15 protein-coding genes and 2 tRNA genes are annotated in these 26,774 nt (G+C 33.5%); 1 reads left to right on the forward strand and 16 read right to left on the reverse strand.

The genetic code is table 11. The features are described 5' to 3' along the window. Positions 1 to 22: 22 nt before the first annotated feature. On the forward strand, positions 23 to 853 hold the full coding sequence (locus O5O44_RS11175; protein ID WP_289194431.1) for a universal stress protein: 831 nt from the start codon (positions 23 to 25) through the stop codon (positions 851 to 853). Between the two features lie 17 nt (positions 854 to 870). On the opposite strand, the gene O5O44_RS11180 is transcribed toward O5O44_RS11175, so the two are convergent. From O5O44_RS11180 to O5O44_RS11255, 16 genes are all read right to left on the reverse strand, one after another. Further along, a complete protein-coding gene (locus tag O5O44_RS11180; RefSeq protein ID WP_019387619.1) occupies positions 871 to 1,875 on the reverse strand; it encodes a sugar kinase in 1,005 nt (334 codons plus the stop codon). A gap of 159 nt (positions 1,876 to 2,034) precedes the next feature. Continuing rightward, positions 2,035 to 3,288: an NRAMP family divalent metal transporter gene (locus O5O44_RS11185; protein WP_289194432.1), complete on the reverse strand. Its 1,254-nt coding sequence runs from the start codon at positions 3,286 to 3,288 to the stop codon at positions 2,035 to 2,037. A gap of 41 nt (positions 3,289 to 3,329) precedes the next feature. Beyond that, complete coding sequence (locus O5O44_RS11190; RefSeq protein ID WP_289194433.1) at positions 3,330 to 5,648, reverse strand: chondroitinase-B domain-containing protein; 2,319 nt, start codon at positions 5,646 to 5,648, stop codon at positions 3,330 to 3,332. Positions 5,649 to 5,878: 230 nt separating this feature from the next. Next, the gene (locus O5O44_RS11195; protein ID WP_289194434.1) at positions 5,879 to 6,607 is read right to left on the reverse strand and encodes an MIP/aquaporin family protein; all 729 of its coding nucleotides are present in this window, start codon (positions 6,605 to 6,607) and stop codon (positions 5,879 to 5,881) included. A gap of 17 nt (positions 6,608 to 6,624) precedes the next feature. Beyond that, positions 6,625 to 8,124: a glycerol kinase GlpK gene (gene glpK / locus O5O44_RS11200; protein ID WP_289194435.1), complete on the reverse strand. Its 1,500-nt coding sequence runs from the start codon at positions 8,122 to 8,124 to the stop codon at positions 6,625 to 6,627. A 62-nt stretch (positions 8,125 to 8,186) separates the two neighbouring features. Continuing rightward, on the reverse strand, positions 8,187 to 9,764 hold the full coding sequence (locus tag O5O44_RS11205; RefSeq protein WP_289194436.1) for a glycerol-3-phosphate dehydrogenase/oxidase: 1,578 nt from the start codon (positions 9,762 to 9,764) through the stop codon (positions 8,187 to 8,189). A gap of 40 nt (positions 9,765 to 9,804) precedes the next feature. Next, the gene (gene bglX / locus O5O44_RS11210; RefSeq protein WP_289194437.1) at positions 9,805 to 12,129 is read right to left on the reverse strand and encodes a beta-glucosidase BglX; all 2,325 of its coding nucleotides are present in this window, start codon (positions 12,127 to 12,129) and stop codon (positions 9,805 to 9,807) included. 10 nt (positions 12,130 to 12,139) lie between these two features. Further along, positions 12,140 to 13,618, reverse strand: coding sequence for a sulfatase family protein (locus O5O44_RS11215; RefSeq protein WP_289194438.1), 1,479 nt, complete (start codon positions 13,616 to 13,618; stop codon positions 12,140 to 12,142). A 134-nt stretch (positions 13,619 to 13,752) separates the two neighbouring features. Further along, on the reverse strand, positions 13,753 to 14,589 hold the full coding sequence (locus tag O5O44_RS11220; RefSeq protein ID WP_289194439.1) for an endonuclease/exonuclease/phosphatase family protein: 837 nt from the start codon (positions 14,587 to 14,589) through the stop codon (positions 13,753 to 13,755). 4 nt (positions 14,590 to 14,593) lie between these two features. Beyond that, the gene (locus tag O5O44_RS11225) at positions 14,594 to 16,174 is read right to left on the reverse strand and encodes a glycerophosphodiester phosphodiesterase family protein (RefSeq protein ID WP_289194440.1); all 1,581 of its coding nucleotides are present in this window, start codon (positions 16,172 to 16,174) and stop codon (positions 14,594 to 14,596) included. A 148-nt stretch (positions 16,175 to 16,322) separates the two neighbouring features. Then, the gene (locus O5O44_RS11230; RefSeq protein WP_289194441.1) at positions 16,323 to 17,924 is read right to left on the reverse strand and encodes a RagB/SusD family nutrient uptake outer membrane protein; all 1,602 of its coding nucleotides are present in this window, start codon (positions 17,922 to 17,924) and stop codon (positions 16,323 to 16,325) included. Positions 17,925 to 17,937: 13 nt separating this feature from the next. Then, positions 17,938 to 21,015 (reverse strand): SusC/RagA family TonB-linked outer membrane protein, encoded by a 3,078-nt coding sequence (locus tag O5O44_RS11235; protein ID WP_289194442.1) that lies wholly within the window; start codon positions 21,013 to 21,015, stop codon positions 17,938 to 17,940. Positions 21,016 to 21,312: 297 nt separating this feature from the next. Further along, positions 21,313 to 24,090, reverse strand: a complete 2,778-nt coding sequence (locus O5O44_RS11240) for a helix-turn-helix and ligand-binding sensor domain-containing protein (RefSeq protein ID WP_289194443.1) — start codon at positions 24,088 to 24,090, stop codon at positions 21,313 to 21,315. Positions 24,091 to 24,284: 194 nt separating this feature from the next. Beyond that, positions 24,285 to 24,359, reverse strand: a tRNA-Pro gene (locus tag O5O44_RS11245). A 23-nt stretch (positions 24,360 to 24,382) separates the two neighbouring features. Further along, positions 24,383 to 24,466: transfer RNA gene (locus tag O5O44_RS11250), tRNA-Ser, on the reverse strand. A gap of 94 nt (positions 24,467 to 24,560) precedes the next feature. Continuing rightward, positions 24,561 to 26,615, reverse strand: coding sequence for an HD family phosphohydrolase (locus tag O5O44_RS11255; protein WP_289194444.1), 2,055 nt, complete (start codon positions 26,613 to 26,615; stop codon positions 24,561 to 24,563). Positions 26,616 to 26,774 lie beyond the last annotated feature (159 nt).

The raw sequence follows: 26,774 nt of genomic DNA on the forward strand, positions 1-26,774 counted from the left end.
TATAGGATTAAAACAGGATGTTATGAAATCATTAATTTACGCAACCGATTGCAGTCAAAACAGTGCACAAGCATTGCGTTATGTCTATCGTTTCAGTTTAATTATGAAAGCCGATCTTCATGTTTTACATGTTTATGATTTACCTCCGGTGAATCTTGCAGTTATTAATTCAAAAACCATATTGAAAAAACATATGCAAGAAGAACAAAAGGATTTAGTTAAAAAATATTGTACCAAACATCTTAAAAATGAATTCCGCCAAAAGCCCATAATAATACATGCCATTCAAGGAACTTCAATTACTGAAAGTATACTTTCGCTTTCAAAAAAAATTCATCCAGATTTGGTTATTTTAGGTATGAAAGATAATAAAAGTACAAGAGGATTCTTCTCAGGCAATATAGCTGATGCACTTTTGCATAAAATTGATGTGCCATTACTTATTGTACCTAATAATGTGAGTTACAATAGTCTTTCCACCATCATTTACGCAACCGATTTTGAAGAAAAAGATATTGATTCTATTATAAAACTTATTGAAATTGCTAAACCTTTTTCCGCACTTATTGAGGTGGTTCATGTTTATGAACTCAATAAAAATGAAGCTAAGGAAAACATGGAAAAATTCAAAAATAGAATTACAAAATTATCGGCATATCCTGAGATCATCTTCAACACCATAGCATCTGGTAAGGTAAAATCTGGACTTTTAAATACTGTTAAAAATGAAAATGCAGATTTAATCGCGATGTTAGAACGGAGTCAGCCGAAAAAATTTAGTTTGTTTTTAGACAAAGATTTAGTTCAAGAAATGGAAGAATCAGTTTCCATTCCTGTACTTGCTTTTACATAAAATTATATCAATAAAAACTATCTTTTTATAGCTCCTGAAGTATCCCCTTCCATTAAGCTTGTAACATTATCTACAGATACCAAATTAACATCGCCAGGAACGGTGTGTTTTAAAGCACAGGCTGCCGTAGCAAAACTTATAGCTTGTTGGTCGTTATCATAATGCAATAAACCATAAATTAAACCAGAAGCAAAAGCATCTCCAGTTCCAACGCGATCAATAATGTGCGTTATATTAAGCATTTCAGATTTAATATAATCCTTTCCATTCCATATTTTACCTTGTATTTGGTGATGGGAAGCACTTATGGTTCTTCTTGTTTTTCTAACCACTTTTTTAATTCTAGGGTGTCTTTTCATGAGTTCTCTTGCAGATTCTTGAAATTTACTCCCAGATTCTCCAAAACCAAACATCTCCTGTATCCCTCTACTGCTTGTAATAACGATATCACAATTTTTAGCTAATTCGGGAATTATTTCTTGCATAGTTTTTCCATACTTCCACATATTGCTTCGAGAATTAATATCACCGGAAACAGTTATTCCCATCTTGTTAGCAGTTTTTATAGCATCTAAACAGCACATCGCAGCACCTTCAGAAATGGCTGGTGTAATTCCTGTCCAATGAAACCAGTCGGCATCTTTTAAAACATCTTCCCAATCTATCATAGAAGGTTCTATTAATGAGAATGCCGACCCTTCTCTTTCGTAAATCACTTCACTTGGTCTGTGCACAGCACCTTTTTCAAGAAAGTATTTTCCCATCATTTTATCACCATAAATAACATGTTCTGAGCTTAACCAATGTTTACGTAAAAATTGCGTAGCTGCTTTTCCTAATGCATTATCTGGAAAACGGGTTACATGAGCCGCTTTCATACCAAGATATGCACACGAAATGGCAACATTAGCTTCTCCTCCACCGTAAACTAGCTCGAAAGAACTTGCTTGAGAAAACTTTGAATATCCTGGTGGCGATAAACGCATCATAACTTCCCCGAATGTTATTAATTTTTTTGCCATACTTATTATTCTGTTTTTTGTTAGATTTATATAAGTTACATGTTTAAGATATATGTTTTACCTCAATTTTCGACCATCAAATTTAAAAAACTTATTTTGCCAGTACCCGTGGCTTGCATTCCTATAATCCCTTCAGGACTATTAGCTTTATTTTTTTGATTAAAAAAGCACAATCCATCCATAATAAATAGCAAGTAAGGACAAAAATAAGATACCTGCATAGGTTAGTAGTTGCAACCTTTTATGCGGTTGAAGGACCTCAGGAAGATCACTGCTCATAACATTTTTTAAATTCATATAGCCAACAATTGGTGCCAACACAAACGAAACTGCGGTTGCCACAGAAATGATTAATCCCATATTTGCGCTTAAGGCAAAAAGAACCACAATGCTTATAATTGCAAGAATTATAACTGCCATTGCATAATATTTTTTATCGGTGTATTTGTTGTTTTCACTCGCCAACTTATCGATGATATCAATACTTACTCTAGAAATAGCGTCATGACAGGTCAAACAAGTACTGTACATAGTTGCAAATGCTGATACCGCAATAAAAATATACGCCCAACTCCCTATGTGTGTTGTAAAAAGTTGAATAACCTGATCTGCAAACATTACTGCACTACCACTTAATTCTGTACCAGAACCAAAAAGCGTCATGGCACCAATAACCAGAAAGAAAATTGCCAAAATTGTGGTCATTAAATAACCGAAATTAAACTCTTGAAGTGCTTCCTTTAATGGCGGTTTATTCTTATTAATTCTATACTTCTCGGCGCTCCAAAGGCTTAACCAACTACTTGCTTCAACGGCAGTAGGCATCCAACCTATTAATGTGATAAGAAACAACACGCCCAATTCATCAAAAAACTGAGGCGGTTGAAAATTGGTTATTGGTGTTATTGGTCCTTTATTAATAACCAAAACTGTAGTCGCTAATAACGCAATAAACAAGATTGGAATTAAAAATTTTAAAGTGTTTTCTAAAAATTTATATTTACCTATAATGAGGATAGCACTGTTGAAAACAAACAGACACACCGCAACGGTACCAATAGAAACCCCTTGAATTCCGAAAAGATTAATTACCAAACCAGCCGTAATAGAAACTAACGCCGCAGGACTTGCAATAGATGTTGCTAAAGTTATAAGCGCATAAAGCCATAAATAGCCTCTACCTCTATTGCGATATCCCTCAATAATGCTTTTTCCTGTAACGTTGGTATAGCGAATGCCAAATTCGAAAAAGGGATACTTTAACACATTGGCTAAAATAATTGGAATAACCATGAGCCAGCCATATTGTGCTCCCGCTTTTGTTGATAATACTAAATGTGACGTACCTATGGCCATACTTGCAAACAAAAGCCCCGGACCTAAGTTTTTAAGTAGTGTTTTAGTTTTATTCATGACGTTGGTTAGTTAGTTTGTTGGTGTAATTTTGCGTTAGTTTAATACAATATCTCTAGTTTTTGTTGGTCTTCAACCTTTATTTTACCAGATTGAATGAGGGTGTTATTATTGTGATGATTATTTTTTTCGCCCCACAATAAAGCTACAAATTTTACATTATTATTTTTAAACGTATTGTTGGAAATTTGAACGTTAATAATCCCGGGAGTTTTAATTAACAAACCGCTTTTCTCTTGACTTCCGCAATTGGTAAACGTATTATTGGTAAGCGTTAAATACCCACCAATAGTAGATTCATCATATCCGCCTCTATAAAAATGCATCACATTCTGTTTGATGTTGTTGAATTCACATTGATTGAACGTTACCATTTCTGCATTATAATCGCCTTTTTCATCTGCTGCTAATACAAAACCATTTTTACAGTTTTTAAGTATTGTTTTATTGAAATTAATTGAATCGGCGAATGAACCTTTTGAAGCTTTTAGAACATACTCGAAACCTTCAATTTCACAATTATTAATGGACAATTTATATGCAGATGACATATTTTCTTGCAATGAAGCAAATGCCAATTGATTAGATTGACCTTTGATTGAAACATGTTCAAGCCTGATATTACCATTTGGATTCATTTCAAAAACTGGTGTATCTGAATCGCCTTCAAATAAAATTTGAACTTTGTTCTCGTCCTGAGATCGAATGATTATGTCTTTATCAATTTTAAGTGAAGAATCAATAGTGTAAATATCGTCTGTGAGTTCAATAATATCGCCACTTTTAGCTTCATTAATCATTTTAGCAAGTTCACCTTCAACAGAAGAAACACTATAGATATTCGGTTTAACTTTAATTTTTTCAACTGAAAACCATTTTGGACCATACTTTTTCTTGTCGATTTTAAATGCTTCGGCACCGGATAATTTTGATATAGCCCCAACCCTATTATTAGATTTCGATCTTGAACTACCAAAAATATCTTGTTGTATTTTTTCAAAATCATACCCTATAAATACATCACTCATACTTTCATTTTGTGCATCTTCTGGAGCATATAACCAGTCATTAATCGGCTTCATTTTTACCTGCTCGTTTTTTAACACATCATATTCAGCATATTCATTTTCACCATTATTAATAATATTATTCTTAAAAAGAATACCATCCATATTATCATGGTTTATTAATGGTTTTGCATCTTTAGAGGTATTATAAATGAGATTATTGGCAATGGTTGAGCGAATAGGTGGTGCAGACCGAATTTCACTTATAGGAAGTACATCTGCGCTAGCTAAGTTTTGTCCTACGCCTATTTGCCAAGGCGATTTACAATCAACCCAAGTATTGTAAGCTACAACTATATCTGCAACTTGTAAATATCGGTTTAGAGGTGTCATTGGAATGCCGTTCATTATGGCCAACGGACTTCTAAATTGCTCTCCTTTAATTTTGTAGAAATAATTATTAGTAATCCAATGACCAGTATTAACAACCCTAATACCACCATAAAATTCTGAATCATCACCTCCTATAAATAGATTTCCATCAACGTTTGCGTAATTACTATGCCTAAGTACCAAAGAGCCTTCACTTTTATAAAAAATATTATGGCTAAAGGTGTTGTAATTGGTTTTATCTGAAATAATTTCTACTTCGCCATTACAAGCTTCAAAGAAATTATTCGAAACATTAACATAACCCGAAGTAAACCTAGTTTTACTATCACCTATTCGTAATGTTTCTGCTCTGGGGCCACCTTTTCTAGGACGTGGACCAAAATAATTATTAACTATTTGATGATTTGTATTGATATGTTTGTTGCCTGTAAAAAACACCCTCAATGTTTCGCCATCATTTGATTTTCCAGCTATATAACAATGATCTAGTTGGTTATTTCTACCATAAAACTCAATCCATTTATCGTTTATAGCTCTGTTTGGTTTATTGAAACTTTCAATAACTGTACTAGTTACTCTGCAATTATTGGCAACACTATCTTTACCAATCATATATCTAATAACCGCACTTTCAGGAGAATGCCCATTTCTGAAGTATAAACCATCAACTATTAAATACTGTCCGCCTAAATGAAGATAAGATTGCCCTTCTAAAAATACTTCTCCGGGATTTTCGGCGCGAAGTGTTATAGGTTGTTCTTCGGTGCCATTTCCAAAGAAATTAATTGGAACATCCTTCCAAATACCATTGGCCAGAATTATGACATCTCCAGGATTGGATTGACTAATTGCATCATTTAATTCTTCCGCATTATTTACAAAAATGTCTTTTGAAATTGAATTGTTTCCACAAGAAATTAAAAAAAGAAATGCAGCTGTAACCAGAATGTAGTATTTCATTTTAGCTCGATTGGATTTACTATTTTGAAATTTTGAACGGAAAATATATGATTATATTGAATATCCTACCGATCGTAATCATGATCAAACTAACATATTAGACACTTAAACTTCTAAATAAATTATGACATAAAAACTCAGAAACCTGAATTTATGTTAAGATTTTGGGTTTAATGTTAGCTGATTACCCAAATATACATAATTTTTGGTAAACCAAATTGGTTAACCAGTTAAGATAATGCCAACATCAATAAAGCAGCTAAAGAAGCACCTACAATGGGTGCAATAACAGGAATCCACGCATAACCCCAGTCATTAGACACTTTATTTTTTATAGGAAGAATGGCATGCATAATTCTTGGTCCTAAATCTCGTGCAGGATTAATAGCATAACCTGTAGTTCCGCCTAGAGACAAACCAATAGACCAAACTAATAAAGCAACTGGCAATGCTCCCAATGAACCTAAACCAATAATAGTTTGAGAATCACTAATTGTTGCATTTGTGAAATAGAGAATGGTAAAAATCAAAACGAAAGTACCAACTGCTTCACTTATAAAATTTGAAAAGGTATTTCTAATTGCTGGCGCAGTACAAAAAACGGCTTTTTTAGAATCACCATCTTCTGTCGCATCAAAATGGTTTTTATACATAAGCCATACCATAAAAGCCCCCAACATGGCACCAATCATTTGAGCAACAACATATAACGGTACCGATTCCCAAGGAAATTTACCTGCGATTGCTAAACTTATACTTACAGCCGGATTAATGTGCGCTCCACTATAAGGACCAGCAACTACAACTGCTACATAAACTGCCAATGCCCAACCCGTAGTGATGACAATCCAGCCACTATTATTACCTATTGTTTTATTCAATACCACATTGGCAACAACCCCACCACCTAATAAAATGAGTAAAGCTGTTCCAATAATTTCTGCTACAAACGGAGTCATTTTTCTTAGTTTTATGGTTAAAATTTTGATTTAGTCCAATACTCTAAAGCATCAATGGCTTTATACCAACCTTTAATTTCATTTTCAATTTGCTTTCTTTCAGTAGCTGGATTAAAAGAAGTATCCGTTTGCCATATCTCTTGAATCTCTTCAGGGTTGTTCCAATAGCCTACAGCTAATCCCGCTAAAAAAGCGGCACCCATTGCAGTAGTTTCTATTATTTTAGGACGCACAGTCACCGTATTTAAAACATCGGCTTGAAACTGCATAAGCATATTATTTACAGTTGCACCACCATCTACCCGTAATTCTTTTATAGAAAGCCCAGAATCGGCCTCCATAGCTTTTAAAACATCCATAGTTTGGTAGGCTATAGATTCGATTGCTGCACGCGCTATATGTGCATCTGTACTCCCTCGTGTTAGACCGAAAATTGTGCCTTGTGCTTGTTGATTCCAATGTGGTGCTCCTAAACCTGCAAAGGCGGGTACAAAATAAACACCATCAGAACTTTCAACTGAATCGGCAAGTTTTTCGACCTCGTTTGAGGTTCTTATTATTTTTAAACTATCACGTAACCACTGCACCACGGCACCAGCAATAAATATACTACCTTCAAGGGCATACTGTGTTTTTCCATTAATTTTCCAAGCAACAGTTGTTAATAGATTGTTTTTTGAAACTATTGGTTTTTCACCAATATTCATAAGCATAAAACATCCTGTCCCATAGGTATTCTTCACCATACCTGGTTTGGTACACATTTGTCCGAATAATGCCGCCTGTTGGTCGCCCGCGATGCCACAAATAGGGATATTGGCATCATAAAAAGTTGATTTTGTATGTCCGTATACTTCACTAGACTGCTTGACTTCAGGTAACATACTTTTAGGAATGGTAAATAATTCAAGTAAATCATCATCCCAATCCATGGTATTTATGTTAAATAACATGGTTCTTGATGCATTTGTTACATCGGTAACATGTTGGCCACCTTTCGTGAAATTCCAAATTAACCAAGAATCAATAGTTCCTAAAATTAAGTCGCCAGATTCAGCTTTTGTTCTTGCTCCTTCAACATGATCTAAAATCCATTTCACCTTAGTTCCAGAAAAATAAGAATCTATAACCAACCCTGTTTTTTCTCGTATAACCTCACTTTTGCCTTGTTTTTTAAGTTCATCACAGTAATCAGAAGTTCGTTTATCTTGCCAAACAATAGCATTATAGATAGGTTGCCCTGTGTTTTTATCCCAAACCACAACGGTTTCGCGTTGGTTTGTAATTCCTATAGCAGCGATGTTTTCAACATTTAACCCTTTTTTTGCAATGGCTTCTGCGGCTACGCCTGCTTGAGTAGACCAAATTTCATTGGGGTCGTGTTCTACCCAACCTGGTTTTGGAAAAAATTGTGTAAACTCTTTTTGAGCCACAGATACAATGCTTCCTTTTTTATTGAAAACAATGGCTCGCGAACTGGTAGTTCCTTGGTCTAAAGCAAGAATATATTTTTCCATTGTAATTAGTTTATAGTTTTTAGCTGTTGGTAAAAAGTAAAGTTACTTTTAATTAATATTATTTATAAAACATATTGATTCGCAATAGATTTAAACTCTTCAATTTGCTGTTGTTCCCAAATGGTATCTTTATTTAATTCTTCACTTAATATTTTGGCTACTATTGGAATTATTTCAAGAGTTGCTTTAGCATCTAAAAACAGAGTCCGAACACGTCTGGCGAGCACATCCTCAATAGTTCTTGCCATTTCATTCCGAATAGCCCAAACTACCTCTGCTTTCGTAAAAGGTAAGCTTTTATGTAATTGTACACCTAATTCTGGTTGTTCTTTAATTAAATTTTGAATTAACTTTTCATCACTACCGTAAACATTTTGATGAGATTTTATTTCAATAGGAATAATAGCTCCGTGAATTTTAATGGCTTTAGTTTCGCATGCTAGCTTAGGTAATTTTCCAATAAAAATAGCTTTATTGATGGTATCTTGAGCCATGCGTCTGTAAGTCGTCCACTTACCTCCCGTAATGGTAATTAAATCTGAATCTGAAACAATAATTTTATGGCTTCTCGAAATTTCCTTTGTTTTTTCAGATTTATCTTTTGGTGCTGCTAATGGGCGTAACCCTGCAAAAATGCTCAATACATCCTCTTTTGCCAGTGTTTTGGTTAAATAATTGTTAGCCGTTGCGATGATAAAATCCACCTCCGCATCTAAAGCTTTTGGCTCTAAACTATGGCTATCTAAAAGGGTATCGGTAGTTCCAACCACAATTTTATTATGCCATGGTACCAGAAACAACACTCTGCCATCATTGGTTTTTGGAATCATAATAGCATCGTTTCCTGGCAAAAAAGATTTATCAATTACCAAATGAATACCTTGACTTGGGCGTACAATATCTTTTGCTTCAGCATTATCCATTTTCAATATTTCATCGGTAAAAACGCCTGTAGCATTTATAATGACTTTGGCATTTAAAGCATATGTTTTGCGAGTTTCAGCATCTTCAGCCACCACACCGTTTACCGCGCCCCTATCGTTTTTTAGAAGCTGTTTTACTTTGAAATGATTTAAAGCGGTTGCTCCATGTTCTATACAAGTTTGAGCGATATTTACAGCCAATCGCGAATCATCAAATTGCCCATCATGATAGACGACACCACCTTTTAATTTGCCATTTTTAATCGTGCTTAGCCTTTTTAACGTTTCTTTTTTACTGATTCTTGTTGATTTACCAAAACTTAATTTTCCCGCTAAGGCATCATATATTTTAAGACCAATAGTATATTTCAAATTATCCCACCAATTATAATTAGGTATGATAAAGGATTGATTACTCACTAAATGCGATGCATTTTTTAAAAGTAATCCTCTTTCATATAGGGCTTCTTTAACCAAGTCTATATTGCCTTGAGCTAAATATCGCACGCCACCATGAACCAGTTTAGTGCTGCGGCTTGAAGTCCCTTTCGCAAAATCTACTTGCTCTAAAAGCAGGGTTTTATAACCACGGGTAATGCTATCTAGGGCAACGCCTAATCCTGTAGCACCCCCACCAATAACAATCACATCCCAATTAGAATTTTCTTCTAACTGCTTTACTAATGTTTCTCTTTTAAAAATAGTATGTTCTTTCAATATTTCTTACGACGTCATTTTATTTTAGCTTACGAACTCTTTATTCTAAAACTGTAAAAGTTGCTTTTAATGTAGCATTGGAGTCGCCTCCAACCCAAACATTAAAATCTCCAGGTTCAACCTCCCATTTTTTATTAACTGTATAAAACTTAAGCTTTTCAGCATTTATTGTGAAATTTACAATTTTCGTTTCTCCGGCTTTGATCATTAATTTTTTAAAATCTTTCAATTCTTTTATCGGGCGAGTTAAACTACCAAATAAATCTCTAATATAAAGCTGAACTACTTCTTCTCCATCTCGATATCCTGTATTTGTAATTTCGATTGACACCTTTATTTCGCCACTTCTTGAGATTTCACTTTTATCTAATTTTAAATTTTCATATTCAAATGTAGTATAACTTAATCCATATCCAAAAGGATATAAAGGAGTTTTAGGTGAGTCTGTATATCCTGAAAATGTAACATGTTTTTGGCTATATGGCCTTCCAGTATTTTTCTGATTATAATATAGTGGTTCTTGACCAACACTACGAGGAAAAGAAACCGGTAATTTACCAGATGGATTATAATCGCCAAACATTACATCGGCAATAGCATTACCAGATTCTGAGCCTAAAAACCAGCACTCCAAAATTGAAGGCATATGATTGGCTGCCCAAGAAATATCCATTGGTCTTCCATTCATTAAAACAATAATTACATTTTTATTAACTGCATAAACAGCTTCAAGTAGTTGCTGCTGAACACCAAAAAACCCAATTTCGGTTTGACTTCTGCCTTCTCCGGTCTGATATGCATTTTCGCCAATAGCCATTATAACAACTTCAGCTTTTTTAGCAGCTTCAACCGCTGCAGGAATACCAGAAGTATCTGAATTATTAAATTTTAAAGGATGTAAAAATTGATTCTGTCCAGATTTTAAAGTTGGTATTGTTAATTCAGCACCTTTTTCATAATAAATTTTGGTATGCTCACCAACTGCATGCTTTACACCTTCCAACACAGAAACCGCCGAATTATACTCCCCTTTAGCCCGCCAATTACCTAATGGCGTATCTTTATCATCGGCCAATGGACCAATAACAGCGATACTTTTTAAATTTTTAGAAAGTGGTAATAAATTAGTTTCATTTTTAAGTAAAACAATCGATTTTTTGGCCCCATCCCGTGCAATTGCTAAATGCTCTTCTGTATAAATTTCGGTCTCTTCACGTTCATCATTACAATATTTAAAAGGGTCGTCAAACAATCCCAATTCAAATTTCAGTCTCAAAACACGTCTCACAGAATCATCAATAAGCTGCTCCGAAACTTTTTCCTCATTCACTAAATCTTCCAAATGTGCTTCATATACATACGATTCCATATCCATATCGCTTCCTGCATTTAAAGCAATTTCTGCAGCATGTTTATTATCTTCAGCATAACCATGTGCTATCATTTCTTTTATAGAACCCCAATCAGACACTACGAATCCATTCCAATTCCAACCTGATTTCAAAATTTCTCTTTGCAGTACTTTATTGCCAGTTGATGGAATACCGTCGATTTCGTTAAACGAATTCATAAACGTTGCAACACCCGCTTCAGCAGCAGCTTTAAATGGCGGTAAAATAGTGTTATGAAGTTCATTATCGCCAATGTTTACAGTATTGTAGTCGCGTCCGGCTTCGGCAAAACCATAACCAGCAAAATGTTTTGCGCAAGCTGCAATGGTGTTGGTTTTCGATAAATCGTTACCTTGAAATCCTTGTATTCTAGCAACCCCAACAACCGTATTTAAATAGGTGTCTTCTCCAGCACCTTCCATAATTCTTCCCCATCTTGCATCCCGAGATATATCAACCATAGGAGCAAATGTCCATTGAATACCAGATGCAGCTGTTTCTTTCGCAGCAACAGATGCGGTTTGCTTTATAATATCTAAATCCCAGCTAGCACTTTCACCCAATGGAATGGGAAAAATTGTTTTATAGCCATGTATAACATCATAAGCAAAAATTAATGGAATTTTAAGTCGCGAATGTTCCATTACAATTTTCTGGGTTTCTCTAATAGAAGCCACCGATGTAATATTCAGCATAGACCCAACTTCTCCTTTTTTTAGTTTATCAAGCTTATATTGATCGCTTTTAGAAGATGAAGGACCAGTAGCATTCCACTTACCGCTATATTGTACCAATTGCCCAATTTTTTCATTTAGCTGCATTAAGTTTAAAACAGAATCTACTTTTTTTTCTATTTCCTTATCTAAATTGCTTGAACCGTTGACCGTTTTTTCATCAGAAATGTGGTTTTCTATACAAGAAAGAATTATTGCAATAAGCAGTATAGGTATAAATAATAGATTTTTTTTTAACATTCAATAAATTTTAATAGTTACCAATATTGGTTTTACACCATTTTAAATAAGCTTCTTCCAATGCTTTTACTTTATCAGGATATTGATCTGAAAGATTAATTCGTTCTCCTGAATCTTCTTTCAAATTAAATAATTTTAAAGACAAATCGTTACTAATAGGTTTTATGTATAAATTACTTGGTCTACTTTTCCAGTGGTTTTCATTTGAGTTTGTCAGTTTCCAATCACCTAATCTAACTGCCCAAGTTTTTTGCCATTTCCAAACCAATAATCTGTCTTTTTTGGGTGTTAATAAATTAACGCCATCAATAGTTTTATCATCTAAGGTAATACCTGCAACAGACGCTACGGTTGGTAAAATATCGGTACCTGATACATATTGTGTTTCTACTTGATTCGGTTTAATTTTATCAGGCCAACTTATTGCCAAAGGTACTCGAATGCCTCCTTCCCAAAGCGAATATTTCCCACCCGTAAGCGGACTATTATTAGCACCAGTTAATGGCGATCCGCCGTTATCTGATACGTAAATTATCAGCGTTTCTTTTTCTAATCCTTCAGTTTTAAGAGACTCTAAAACCCTTCCTATATTATCATCCAAACAATTTAAGTTGGCCAAATAATACTTTCTTAAATCGTCATCTTGTATGTCTCCCAATCTAGAATATTTATCATAATACGCAGCATAACTACCGGGTTTGTGTTTACCGTAAGCCATTAAACTATCAGGATGGTAATTATTAATGGGTTTTACGCCATATTTATCTAAATATTTTTGTGGCACTTCGTGAATTAAATGATGAACAGAACTGTAAGAAAGCGTTAAGAAAAAGGGGTTCTCTTTAGGTTTTTTAATGTAGTCAATAGCTTCATCGGTTAATATATCTGTCAGGTAACCTTCATTATAACTTTTTTCGCCATTGTTGTGCATCAACGGTCCTAACACGGCACTAGTTCCGTTAGGGTCTGGCGTTATATCTTTAATTTCTTTTGAAAGTAACCAATAATCATGCGCATGCGCACTAAAGCCTAAAAACTCATCGTAACCATGCGCATTCGGATATTCTCGAACGTTGTATTTATGAAAATTTCTACCCAAATCATTCTTGCCTATTCTCGCCGTAGCATACCCCGCGTCCTTTAAATATTCTGCAATTGTTTTAACCGAATCTGGTAAACCTGGTCCCCAGCTCGATTTTACATCCCACCTAAATTGGTTTTTACCCGTTAAAATTCCAACCCGCGATGGGCTACAAACAGGCGCCGTGGTATAAGCCTGAGTATAAACTATACCCGATTTTCCTAACTTACCAATATTTGGCGTTTCAACTGTTGTATCATGATTTTCAAACGGTTCAAAATCGGCATATCCTTGGTCGTCAACAACTATTAAAAGTATATTTGGAAGTGTATCTTTTTCGTTAAACCTCATCTTGTCTTTACAAGAATACAAACCAATTAAAAGGGTAAAAACAATTATTTTTTTCATCTTAATTATTCATTTAAATTTTGGGCGTGCCCCAAAAAGGGTCGGGCTATACGTTGCAAGTCCTCGCTCGTACCTCGCTTTGGGCTTTCCACTGCTATCCCTCACGCAAACTATCGGAAATCTTGATGCTTAATTTATTCTATTGTAAATTCAGCATATACCGGAAAATGATCAGACGGGTATTTCAAGGCTTTAGAATCACTCAAAATAGCTTGCTTATTCACTTTTAGGTTTTCAGATTTCGATATGAATATGTAATCAATTTTTCGGGTAACGGGTTCAGTAAAATTAAAACCATTAAACGTGCCTTGGGGTCCGTAAGCTATTTTTGCCACAGATTCGGTGTCTATCATGTCTTCCGATAATTTTTTAATAAGCAAACTATGTGGTTCTACATTAAAATCGCCCATTAAAATAACAGGATAATTTTTGGTATTCACTTCAGCTATTTTCTGTTGAATTGTTTTTATGCCCATTAGTTGAGCTTGTTCACCAACATGATCTAAATGGGTATTAAACACCCAAAATTTCTTCGAGGTATTTAAAGGTGTAAACAAACCATAAGTGCAAATTCTGGGGTATGCAGCGTCCCATCCTTTAGAAACCTTTTCAGGCGTTTCAGAGAGCCAAAAGGTATTCTCATGTTCTACCTCAAATTTTTGTGTATTGTAAAAAATAGTTGAAAATTCGCCTGCGTTACCACCATCTCTTCCTATACCGAAAGCGCTGAAGTTTTTTAAAGCTACTTTTAAATCGTCCATTTGGTTTGGTCGTGCTTCTTGTACGCCTAATATGTCTGGACTAAAAAATAAAACCTGAGAAATTAAAAAGTCTTTTCTATGCATCCATGCATTTTCACCATCTGAAGCAATATCCAAACGAATATTGTATGTCATGACACTAAAATCCTGACCCTCACAGCTTGAAACGGTTAACAAACTCATCACTAACAAGGCTAAATATGTTTTCATTTACTTATTCATTTTTTTGAAAAACACGTACATAATCCACAACCATTTGCTGCGGAAAAACACTGTCGTCAATGCCTTCTCTTCCGCCTAACATACCGCCAACAGAAACGTTCATAATCAAATAAAATTTCTGGTCGAATGGCCATTCAGCAGTTGTTTTATGCTCGTTTTCAATTCGGTTATAAACCACATCGTCTAAAATAAAATCCATCTTTTCTGGAGTCCATTCAAGTGCAAACACATGAAATGTTTCGTAAGGATCTTGGATAAAAACCTTCTTACCTTTCTCGCTGTTAGTTAAGTGATTATAAGCTTTTGTATGTATCGTCCCAAAAATAGAATCTGGGTTAAAACCCACGTGCTCCATAATATCTATTTCACCACATTCTGGCCAACCTACTTCTTTTCTGTTTTCACCCAGCATCCATATGGCAGGCCAAAAACCTATACCTTTTGGTAATTTAGCTTTCACTTCAATACGTCCATATTTCCATGAAGCTAATCCGTTTGTATTTATTCTGGCCGATGTATATTTAGCAGTATCAATTTCAGTAACATATTTAATCCAACTTTTATTTTTCAATTCGGCATTATTAAAATCTTTATTGGCAATTTTTTCTTTGTGAGCTTCAAGTATTAAATGTCCATTTTCTACCCTAGCATTTTTTAAACTATCAGTGAAATACTGTTCTTCTCTATTACTTATAAAACCATAATCAAAAGCCCATTTGGTGCTATCTGGTTTGCCTTTGTAATTAAACTCATCGCTCCAAACCAATTTGTAACCTTGGTTTACAACACTTTTATCTATTCTTTCAAAAAGTAATTCAGGTTCGTTGGTTGTTATCAAATCGAACTCGTTTGCCAAAAACCAATCTAAATCTTCGGGCTTGTTAACTGTCCATGCATTTAAAACTAAGTTTAGTGCTTTTGAATTTTTAATCCATTCAGGATGCCTTTTAAAAACACTAAGTTCATAATCTAAACCAGTAATACCATCTGCTTTTAATTGTTCTGGAGTTTTCGAACCATCTAAATACTGAGTTTTAGCGTTAGGGTCTAGTTCTTTTATTCTTTTTAAAATGTCGTAACTAAAGCTGATATAAGTTAAAATATAAGGCTCAGCCTTTAATTCTCGAACTAAGTTCACCACCTTTTCTGCCATAAGTGCATTTCTACCTTCAATGGGAGATGGTTTTATTTCGCACACTAAACCAGTACTTGAATTGTTATTAATTCCTGCTAAAATATATTGCTTTAGCGTTGGTAAGATTTCACCGTTTGAAAGTTTGTGTTTTGAAAGTTCCTCATAGGTGGTCTCCTCAATTTTCAAATCGTTATAATGCGGATCATGAGTTACAATTAATACGTCATCTAATGTCATTCTAACATCAAATTCTGACCCTGTACAATCTAATGCAATAGCCTGTTTTAATGCTGCGATTGAGTTTTCAGGTAGACTATTACTTTTCCAAGCACCTCGATGCGCAACCACTGGATTGTCGGCAAATATAATACTGTTCTTTTCTACAGATTTGCAGGTCAATAAAGCCAAACTAAAACAAAAAACATATAAATATCGCATACCTAATCTAAACGCTCTGTTATTAATAAATTTCTTTAATTACAAATTAATAATAAAATCTAAGGGCAATTTCTTGCCCAAAGATTCTAACAAAAACTCAAACTAATTAAACTAAATTGTTAATTCTACTATTAATTATTCTTAGTATTTAGTAACCATCATTTTGAGGATAATCAGGCCCCAATAAATCTAAATCTATTTGAGCAATTGGCCAATTAATGAAATGTGATTTCCAATTTGTTCTCGGATCTTTAGCACCTAAATTTGCTGGAAAATATTCACCATCGCCAGCATAATTTGTAATCTGAAAATCGATTACGTCTTGCCCCATTCTTTTAAGTGTAAACCATCTTTGACCTTCAAAAGCCAATTCACGTGCACGCTCGTCTAAAATAGTTTGCTGATTTACAGAAGTTACTGGTGAAGCTCCTGCACGCGTTCTAATGGCATTAACATAAGGAAGCGGATCACCTGTAGACCTCATGATAGCTTCAGCAGCTATTAAATAGGTTTCGGCTAATCTATAAACTGTTATATTACTTCTATTTAAATAAGAATCTGGATTATCATCTTCTTGTGCAAATTTGATACAAGATGGATGCAACCTTTGGTAATATCTTGCATAAGTACTACTCGGATTATTTAAATCGGTAATAGGTTGATAAATATCAATTTCTTGACCCGTATTAGCTCCCGAAGTATAATAATACTTTAGTCTAAAATAAGTATTATCATCTCGAGTATCATTAGGGTCTTCAGCTAAAAGATTTAACAAATAAAGATTTGGTAATACACGAGAAAAACCTCTTCCACCTTGCTCTATATTTGATTCGATTCCTGATATTTGAAAATATTGAGTCACATAATTAGCATTCATCATGGTGTTATCGCCACCGCCCAATAAATCATCTTGAGATTGTATTACAAACAAAGATTCTGAATTGTTTCTATCTCCTTCAAAAACATCTGAAGTACTTGAAACCAACTCATGTGGACCTTCTTGAATTAATGTTACTGCCTGATCTTTAGCTTCTGTCCAATCGCCTTGCCACATCGCAGTTTTAGCTCTTACATGTTTAGCAGTACCTTTAGTAACACGACCAAAAGTATCTGTCCAATCTAAATTTTCAATTGCGAAATCTAAATCACTATTAATGAGTGCGAAAATCTCTTCTTCTGAAGATTTATTATTTATAACATCAAATGCATTATCAACCGAAATCGTTTCGTCTGTTACATAAATGTTATTAAACATTCTGTATAAATAAAAATAAGAATGAGCTCTGAAAAATTTTGCTTCTGCTAGTACTTGATTTTTTACATCTTCGTCAACTCCTGTTGCTTCATCAGCTGCATTAATTATTGCCGTTGCTTTGTTGGCTAAGTTATAATAGTGTTTCCAAAATAAGGTAGACACAAAGTTAGCGCCTTGATCTACGGGAGAAACACCTCTTTGGTATCTGCCCATTAACCCGGTATAACCAGTTCTGCTAAATGCTAAATCACTTCTTGATGACATAAGAACTGCTCCCATGAAGTCTTCTATCCTTCTGTCGTAACGATCTCTTTCAAATTTGTATAAACTAACTACTCCAGATTTTAAGCCTTCTTCTGTGGTATAGATATAATCTGAATCTATTAAAGTGCTGGGTTGTTCTTCGAGATAATCTTGACAAGACACCACAAAAAACACCACCGTAAGTAGTGTGAAACTACTTTTTAATTTTAAGTAAAAATTCTTTGTATTCATAATTTCTTTTTTTTTAAAATTTAACTTTTACTCCAAAGGTGAAACTAGTCGCGTCGGGATATCCTGTATCTGCATTAGAAAATGTACTTCTAATATTGACCTCTGGACTATACCCGATATAATCTGTATCTGTAAACAAATTAGTTCCGGTTACGTAAAATCTTATTTGATCAAAATTTAATCTTTCAGAAACGGTTTCAGATAAAGTATACCCTAAACTTACAGTTCTTAATCTAATATAAGATGCATCACGAACAGCTAAAGCATTTAAATATAAAGGTGTCGCATCAAAGTTTGGTCTCGGAAATGATGAAGAAGGATTTTCTGGTGTATAATAATCTACTTTCACACCATTTACTTTCCCTGACAAAGTTCCACCATTATTAAATTCTGACAAAAATGGATTTACTTTCGTTGCGCCTTCTACGGCATAAAAATCTAATAGCAAATCAAATCCTTTATAGGCAAGAGTTGTTGAAAGTGAACCGAACCAATCTGGGTTAGGATCTGTAAACACACGATCTTCTGGTGTAATTTTACCATCCGGAATACCTGTCAAATTTCCTTCGTCATCAACACCATTAGTATCTTTAATCTTAATATCTCCAGGGCTTAAATTATCCTGTACTAATGATGATTCTGGATTGGCTTGAGGAGCATTTGCAAAATCATCTCCTTCTTGCCAAATACCATCAAAATCATATTGGTAAATAACACCTACTGGTTGCCCTACGTAATAACCATAGCTATCATCTCTTTCTATAGGATTCCCATCACCATCATTATAAAGCTTTACAAGTTTGTTTCGGTTATTTGACCAGTTTGTAGACACAGACCATTTAAAATCTTCTGTGTTAAAAATATTTGCTGTTAATCCTAATTCTATACCGGTATTTTGTAATTCACCGGCATTGAAAAAAGTATATTGAAAACCAGTAATTGAAGGCACACCTCTTCTTAATAATAAGTCTGTAGTTCTTGCATCATACCAGTTTATATTTCCTGATAATACTCTTTCAAATAATGAAAAATCTAAACCAATATTCGCTGTAGTTATACGCTCAAATTTTAGGTCAGTATTTGGTAAAATCACAGATGGGGAGTAACCTGAAGCCGATTCGCCATCAAAAATATAATTTTGCCCTTCGGCTGTAAATAAGGATGTATACGCACGACCTAGATCGTTAACCAAAGAACCATAACTTAATCTTAATTTCAATTCTTCAACGGAGTTGCTTTCATCTAAAAAACTTTCCTTATGAATTTTCCATGCAAATGATGCTGCTGGATTAAAACTCCATTTATTATCTGCGGAGTTTACTGAAGCTCCATCCGATCTGGTTGTAACAGTGAATAAATACTTATCCATGAAATTGTAACGCATTCTTGCCATAAAAGATGCTAATCGTTGTTTATTTTTATCACGTTCTACTGTTACATTACCAATAGCATTCGTTATTCCATCGTATCCCAGACTTTCGTTCGTAAAACCTTGACCTTCTGTAAAAGTTCTTGAAAACTTATTTTCTTGTGCAGATTGAACAAGTGTTATATTTAATTTATTGTTATCATTAAATGCCTTATCCCATGTTAAGATGTTCTCAATTAAATAGGATTCAGACAATCTGTTTTCGATTCTAGCAATACCATCAACATCGTCACCTGCAGAACTTAAAGAGGATAAGTACTGACCTCTTTCTGAAGTACGTCTTGTAACATTCGTTTTTAACTGATATTGTAAATTATCTGTAATTTGCCAAATAGGCGTAACATTAATTACAAAATCGTTTCCTTTTTCTTCATTGTTTTGCTCGCGAAGGTTCCAAAGTGGATTTACAGCCGATAATTCTTCGCCACTAGGGAATTGTTTTATACTTCCATCGTCGTTATAAGCGCTTCCTAACGGAGACGTTGTAATGACATTTACATTTGCTGCACGATCTGTATCATCGTTTAAAAGATTTAAATCAAAATTTACAGAAAATTTATCGCTTAGTTTTTGATCTACATTTAATCTTAACGTTTTTCGAGTATATGCTGAAGTTGGAATGATACCTTCTTCTTTAAAATAATTAATACTACCAAAAACCTTTGTGGATTCTGTACCACCGCTAATACTAATGGCTTGACTATTTACCACACCTTTTTTCACAAGTTCGTTTTCCCAATCTACAAATTGATTGTTAGCTATATTCTCTAACTCAACTTCAGAAAAAATATCTTCATCATTTGGGTAAGTATCGCCTGCTCTATTTGTTCTAACAGCTTCACGTCTTAATTGAGCTAATTCTTGTCCGCTATAAACATCAAAATTTCGCTCTATTGATTTGGTAGTGATGAAACCATGATAATTAACACTTATTTTACCAGACTTTCCTCTTTTAGTAGTAATTAAAACGACACCGTTAGCACCTCTGGAACCATAAATAGCTTGAGCGGAAGCATCTTTTAAAAACTCAATAGATTCAATATCATCAGGATCTATATCTTCAATACCACCATCTCTTATAATACCATCAACTACATATATCGCACTTACATTACCTTCAATTGAACCCTGCCCTCTAAAAATAATTTCTGATGTTCCACCGGGTCGTAACGTTCCTCCACCCACATCTACTTGTAAACCTGCTATTCTACCTCTAAGCATTTCATTTACATCGGACGTTGGAGACAAAGTTGCTTTGGTTAAATCTGTAACTGCTACGGCATTTACAATATCGCTTTTCCTTTGTGTACCATAACCAACCACTATAACTTCGTCTAGTTGACTTGTATCTACATTTAATAGAATCGTTAAAGTATTAGAAGTTATTACAACATTTTTTGTTTTGTACCCTATATAAGACACAGATAAATTATTCGTATTATTAGGTACTGTTATTGAAAAGTTACCATCGAAATCTGTAGACACACCATTTGCAGTGCCGGTTGCTATAACAGAAGCACCAGGCAGTGGCATATTGTCATCAGCAGATAACACCTTTCCTGTTATTGTTTTTTCAGATTGCGCCATTGACACAACGGAGACAAGCATGAATAACAAGGGAATTAGGATTTTAATTTTTTGGTTACATAGTTTTAGTTTCATACGAATGTCGTTTTTAAGTTTAGTTTCAAATGTATAGTAGAACTCAATTTCATCAATTACTTTAAAATTAAGTATTTGTAAACTTAGCCTCTAAAACTGATAATTCAACAATTTTTTAGCCGATAAAAAACGAACATCGTAATTTACGATATGAATAATTATGATAATTCTAGTTGAAAGCCCTGTGAATACAATAAACTAGAAATTTTAAATATTTTTCTCTGAACTTCTTGTTTATGGAACGATTTAGTTGCTTGTCGTGGTAATGTCGTGGTGAAAAATGAACTTGTAGTGTGTCTAAAAGTTTAAGATATAGTTAACAAGACTACTATCGTGTTCTAAACCTAGTTTTTTTCTAAGTCTATAACGTTTAGTTTCTACACTCTTTACAGAAATGTTGAGCAAGGGTGCCATTTCTTTCGATGATAGATTTAATCGTAGATAAGCGCAAAATCGTAAATCGTTAGGAGTTAAATTTGGATGGGCATGTTTTATCTTATCTAAGAAATCTTTATCCGCATTATTAAATGCCTGTTCAAAAAACGACCAATCTTTTTTGTCGTTTAAATTATTATCGATAAACTCTAATGCAGCCTTGTTGTCGGGGTGCTTACTTTTCTTAAGTTCCTTTTTAATACTATTTAAAACTTCATTCTTTTTAATAATACTCATTGTTGAAATTGCTAACTCCCTATTTTTACTTTCAATCTCTTGGTTTAATTTTTCGTTATTAATTTTAGTAATCAATTGCTCACTTTCAAGCTGTTTGTTTTCATGAAGTTTTCTATAATATTTCTTATAGGTTTTATGCATAAATAATGAAAAGCCAAATAAGAACACCAGATACATAAAAATAGCTGTATTTGATAAAAACCACGGTCTGTTAATTTTAAAATCGTAACTTATAATATTACTTGATAATTTATTGCCAACCTTTGCACGAATATTTAAATTATACTCACCAAACAGTAAGTTTTCAAAGGTAAGTTCAGACTTCGTATTCCATTCACTCCATTGATTATATCTACCATTAAGTTTGTACTGGTATTGCACTACATTAAATTTGTTATAATCAGGAACGCTATAATTAAATGTTATTGAATTGTTCTCGAAATCAAATTCTCCAGCACTATCAAAATCAACAGGTATGTCTGCAGTTTCAACCGAATTTAATATAACAGAGTTTAAATACAACTGGTAGTTGTTGGTTTTATTTTGTTTAGCTATATCCAGAGTGAGGTAACCATCAGTGATTCCTATTAAATATTTATTTTTTTTAATTCTGGTAATATTCTCATAACCTATTTGACCTTTTCTTAATGAATAAGGAATAGCAATTTTATTTATTTGAAATTCGCTTGTTAAATCGTTTACATCTACATAACTAATATTATCACTAGAAAAAGCCCATAGTTTTTCAGTATCATCAACAACTAATTTCCCTGAGGTGTATTGCGATTGTGTCACTATCGAACTAAGTAAAGTATCTTTTGTAAATCTACCTGTTGTCGTGTTATAAACTAATACACCATCTTTATAAGCATAAAGAATTCGATCTTTATATTTAATTAAACTAGAATTTTTGTCAATTGGCGCTGTAGTATCAATCACACTATTTTTTACTTCAGTAAAACTGCTATTTGTTTTAAGTTTAAAAACACCTTTATAAGCATGACTTACCCAAACTTCATTATTTTCGGTAATTTCAAAATAGCGTGCGGAATTATCAAACCCTTTTATTTTGTTTTTCAGCTTCCATGCTCCTCCTTCTTTTTTTAAAACATTAAGACCATTATAATTGCCTTCTAATAACATATTCCCCTCACCTGGAATAGGTTTAAACCCCCAAGTACCAGGTATATTTGTTACTAATTGCGCTCTGTTATTACTTATAATAAATGTTCCTAAATGATGCCCGCAAAACAGTTCATTTCTATATGCAAACAAACTCCAAACTTGTCCGGATGTACCTAAAACAAACTCAAAAGACGACTGAGAATCTAATTTTTTATAAAACAAACCTTGGTTTGTACCTAAATACAAATAATCATTAAAAACGATAGACGTGTAAACAGTTCCTATTTTACCTTCATCATCGTTAAAAACTCGTATTGGAGATTTGATATTTATACAATTTATACCATTATCTAAACCAACCCATAAATTTTCATCAACATCTTCAAACAATGATAGTGCTGTATTGTTATTAAGCCCATTACTCCTATTAAGTTGGTATTGAACCTCCCCAGATTCACTTATAAAAATGATACCGTTTTTAATGGTTCCTATTACAAAGCTTTTATCTTTAAGTTGAATGCTGCTAAGCACATTCATACTTTTTAGAATTTCTTGTGCAGGAGCATCCCACTCTGATGCTTTACCATTAATTAAGGTATAAAAACCCGAATCCCGTGTTTGAAGCAGCAATCCTTCTTCTAATGAAAAGATATTTACCACCTTATCATCTATGAAAAGTGAATCGTCTATAATTAGCTTGGGTTTACCTTCTTCAATTTTATAAATACCTTCATTAGAAACATGAAAGTAAATAACATTTTGGGTATTAAAAACTCTTGAAATTCCATTTTTTGATTTAATTATTGAAGTATCCCCTGTTTTTGGGTTATAAAAATAAATTCTATTGAATGTTTGAAATAAAATCCATTCGTCATAAGAAATGATATTCCAGATATGCTCATCTTCAATCATGGTATCTTTGAAATTTGGGAGTAAGCTTTGGTATTGAAGTCTACCAAACATATTAGGTTCCCAGAAGCCAAATTCCATGTAGCAGCCCGAATAAATTCTTTTACCTACAACTTTTACAGCTCTTATTATGGTATTGTTGGGAGATAAATATTTCGTCCATTTAGCCCCGTTATACTCAAGTAAACCTTCATTATTTGCTATATAAATGTATTTGTTGTTGGCTTGCGAAATCATCCAGTTCTGGCTTTCACCTTTATAATCTGTGGGTGTAAATTTTTGAATAGGCGGTATTTCTTGAGCAAATAAATTATTTGCTAAGATTGAATTTAAAAGAAAGTATAAAAAGATGTAAAAATTAATTTTCATAAATTAAATATGAACTATTCAAGACCTTGACAATTTAAGAAGAATTATATAGATAATACAATCTTTGTCATTCACTACCATCATTACATTGCTTGTGTGATTAATATAGAAAATAAAGCACAATTCTATAAAAACAAAAAAACACCAATAATTGAATCATTATTGGTGTTTTAGTTTACTTACTGAGAAGTTTGTCGGGGTGGCAGGATTCGAACCTGCGACCTCCGCGTCCCAAACGCGGCGCGATAACCGGGCTACGCTACACCCCGATTTTTGGTTATCTAAAAATTTGCGGAGAGACCGGGATTCGAACCCGGGCAACACTTACGCGTTGACAGATTAGCAATCTGCTCCATTACCACTCTGGCACCTCTCCTAAATTCAATATGAACTTATGCAATAAAATTGCGGTTGCAAATGTAATTTAAACTCAACAAGAACGCAACTATTTTATTTACTTTTTTTAATTTTTATTCGGGGTACTCAATTCGTAAATGGTAAATATTTGCAAGCTTGTGTTTTAGCACTTTTTTTATGGCTTGAATTTCTTTAAAGGTAATATTTGCGTTTAAAAATTGTCCGTCTTCAATCTGCTTATTAATTATGTTTTCAACAAAAGCTTCGATTTTAGTCGATGTAGGTTCTTTTAAACTTTTTGATGCAGCTTCTATACTATCACACATCATCAAGATGGCTGTTTCTTTACTAAATGGTTTCGGACCTGGATAACTAAAATCTGTCTTATCCACCTCAACATCGGGGTAATCCTTAGTTTCTTTCATATAAAAATAATAGACAAGACTTGTTCCGTGATGTGTTCTTATGAAATCTATAACGCGATCAGGTAAATTGTTTTTCCTTGCGGTTTCAATGCCGTTTATAACATGCTCTGTTATTATTCTTGCACTTTCTTTTGATGATAATTCATCATGAGGATTAATTCCCGTAGATTGATTTTCGGTAAAATAAGTTGGATTTTTCATTTTACCTATATCATGATACAAAGCACCTACCCTAACTAACATGGCATTAGCGCCAATTTCATTCGCCGATGCCTCAGCTAAATTTGCCACATTTAAAGAATGATGAAACGTACCAGGAGCTTTGTTTGACAATTCCTTAAGCAATTTTGAATTGGTATCTGACAATTCTAATAACGATACATCTGATACCAGACCAAAAAGCTTTTCGTATGCATAAATAAGTGGCTGCACAAACAATGTTGCTAATCCACATAAAATAAACCAAATAAAAGTTTCCCATTTTAGCGTTTCAACACTGCCTTCGTGAATCACGAAAAAGGCAAAATACGCAATGATATAGATAAGTGTAATTTGACCTACGGAAATAAACAAGTTCGCTCTTTTATATAATTCTGATACCGTTAAAATGGTAACAATTCCCGCAATAATTTGTAGAAACATATATTCGTAACTATTGGGTACAATAAACCCTAATAGAAGTACCGTAAGTACGTGTGCAAAGAGCCCTAGGCGAGCATCAAAAAAGGCTTTAAAGACTAATGGAAGAATACAAATAGGAACAATATAAATATATTTAGAATCATAATTAACCACCAGAGTGGTAATAAATATCATCAATGAAATATTGAAGAATATAAACGTGACTTTAGTATTGTTCTCGAACACCGATTTACGATACTTTCTTAAAAATAAAAGCAGCATTAACAAAGCCAATGCCACTAACAAAGTGTACGCAAAAAGTACCCAATTATAATTCGCTTCATTCCAAACTTGCGATTCGTATTCCGCTTGTAAAGATTTTAAAATTTGATATTTATCCCCTTCAACCACCTCGCCTTTTGAAACTATCAAAGTTTCCTTCGCGACACTGCCTCTTGCAACTGAAATTTTACTAATTTCATCCTGTATGGATTTATCAGTAAATGTTTTATTGAAATTGATATTGGGTTCAACTAAATCAAAAAATAATGCTACAAATTCAGTATTATATTTAGATAAATTATTTTTGGATAGTGCCTTTTCTATAACACTAGAAACCTCATTTTGCTCAATAAAATTAGAATAAAAACCATCGTGCGTTTTTTCCCTTCCATCAAGAATAACTACAGCTCTATCTTTAGCAAAATCGTAACTTTCACTTAAAACACCGAAGTCATATAACTCTGCAATTATATTTTCACCAATCTTAAATAACAAGTTAGAATCTCTTCTTGGAATAGAATCTGAAAACGTACTTTTAAACTGCTCTTTATAGGCATTACTAACTTTTGGTAATATGGTATTATCTACATCAAAATACAAGGTTGCATTTTCAACAATACTCTTTTTTTCAGCATTTATTTCTTCATTTGTCTTTTTAATTGCAAAATCAAATGGCGCCTGTAAACTTTCAGATTGCCAAGGTTTTCCTTTTTCAAAATTATACTTAAACTTACCGCTTTTCGGGAATAGATACACAATTAAGAAGGTGGTACTAATAAATAAAAGCACTTTATAAATAAGAGAATGGTTTTTGTACAATTTGTTTATAAAGTCTTTCATATTTTAAATGGCAATATTTTCTATAGGTTTTATAACATCCATCAATTCATAATCTTAAGTAGTAAGCTATGATTTAATTTATGTCTCATCGAAAAATCAAATGTAATAAATTTATAAGCTTATACCATTTTTTATAATACTCTAATGTTTCAAATTTCT

It is taken from the genome of Algibacter luteus (genome assembly GCF_030344935.1).
GTDB classification, from domain to species: domain Bacteria; phylum Bacteroidota; class Bacteroidia; order Flavobacteriales; family Flavobacteriaceae; genus Arenitalea; species Arenitalea lutea.

What these genes read in the sequence shown, in the direction of transcription:
- O5O44_RS11255 (WP_289194444.1), bottom strand. Translation starts at nt 26,615, where the DNA reads ATGAAAGACTTTATAAACAAATTGTACAAAAACCATTCTCTTATTTAT.
- O5O44_RS11190 (WP_289194433.1), bottom strand. Translation starts at nt 5,648, where the DNA reads ATGAAATACTACATTCTGGTTACAGCTGCATTTCTTTTTTTAATTTCT.
- O5O44_RS11180 (WP_019387619.1), bottom strand. Translation starts at nt 1,875, where the DNA reads ATGGCAAAAAAATTAATAACATTCGGGGAAGTTATGATGCGTTTATCG.
- O5O44_RS11215 (WP_289194438.1), bottom strand. Translation starts at nt 13,618, where the DNA reads ATGAAAAAAATAATTGTTTTTACCCTTTTAATTGGTTTGTATTCTTGT.
- bglX (WP_289194437.1), bottom strand. Translation starts at nt 12,129, where the DNA reads ATGTTAAAAAAAAATCTATTATTTATACCTATACTGCTTATTGCAATA.
- O5O44_RS11185 (WP_289194432.1), bottom strand. Translation starts at nt 3,288, where the DNA reads ATGAATAAAACTAAAACACTACTTAAAAACTTAGGTCCGGGGCTTTTG.
- glpK (WP_289194435.1), bottom strand. Translation starts at nt 8,124, where the DNA reads ATGGAAAAATATATTCTTGCTTTAGACCAAGGAACTACCAGTTCGCGA.
- O5O44_RS11235 (WP_289194442.1), bottom strand. Translation starts at nt 21,015, where the DNA reads ATGAAACTAAAACTATGTAACCAAAAAATTAAAATCCTAATTCCCTTG.
- O5O44_RS11220 (WP_289194439.1), bottom strand. Translation starts at nt 14,589, where the DNA reads ATGAAAACATATTTAGCCTTGTTAGTGATGAGTTTGTTAACCGTTTCA.
- O5O44_RS11195 (WP_289194434.1), bottom strand. Translation starts at nt 6,607, where the DNA reads ATGACTCCGTTTGTAGCAGAAATTATTGGAACAGCTTTACTCATTTTA.
- O5O44_RS11225 (WP_289194440.1), bottom strand. Translation starts at nt 16,174, where the DNA reads ATGCGATATTTATATGTTTTTTGTTTTAGTTTGGCTTTATTGACCTGC.
- O5O44_RS11230 (WP_289194441.1), bottom strand. Translation starts at nt 17,924, where the DNA reads ATGAATACAAAGAATTTTTACTTAAAATTAAAAAGTAGTTTCACACTA.
- O5O44_RS11240 (WP_289194443.1), bottom strand. Translation starts at nt 24,090, where the DNA reads ATGAAAATTAATTTTTACATCTTTTTATACTTTCTTTTAAATTCAATC.
- O5O44_RS11175 (WP_289194431.1), top strand. Translation starts at nt 23, where the DNA reads ATGAAATCATTAATTTACGCAACCGATTGCAGTCAAAACAGTGCACAA.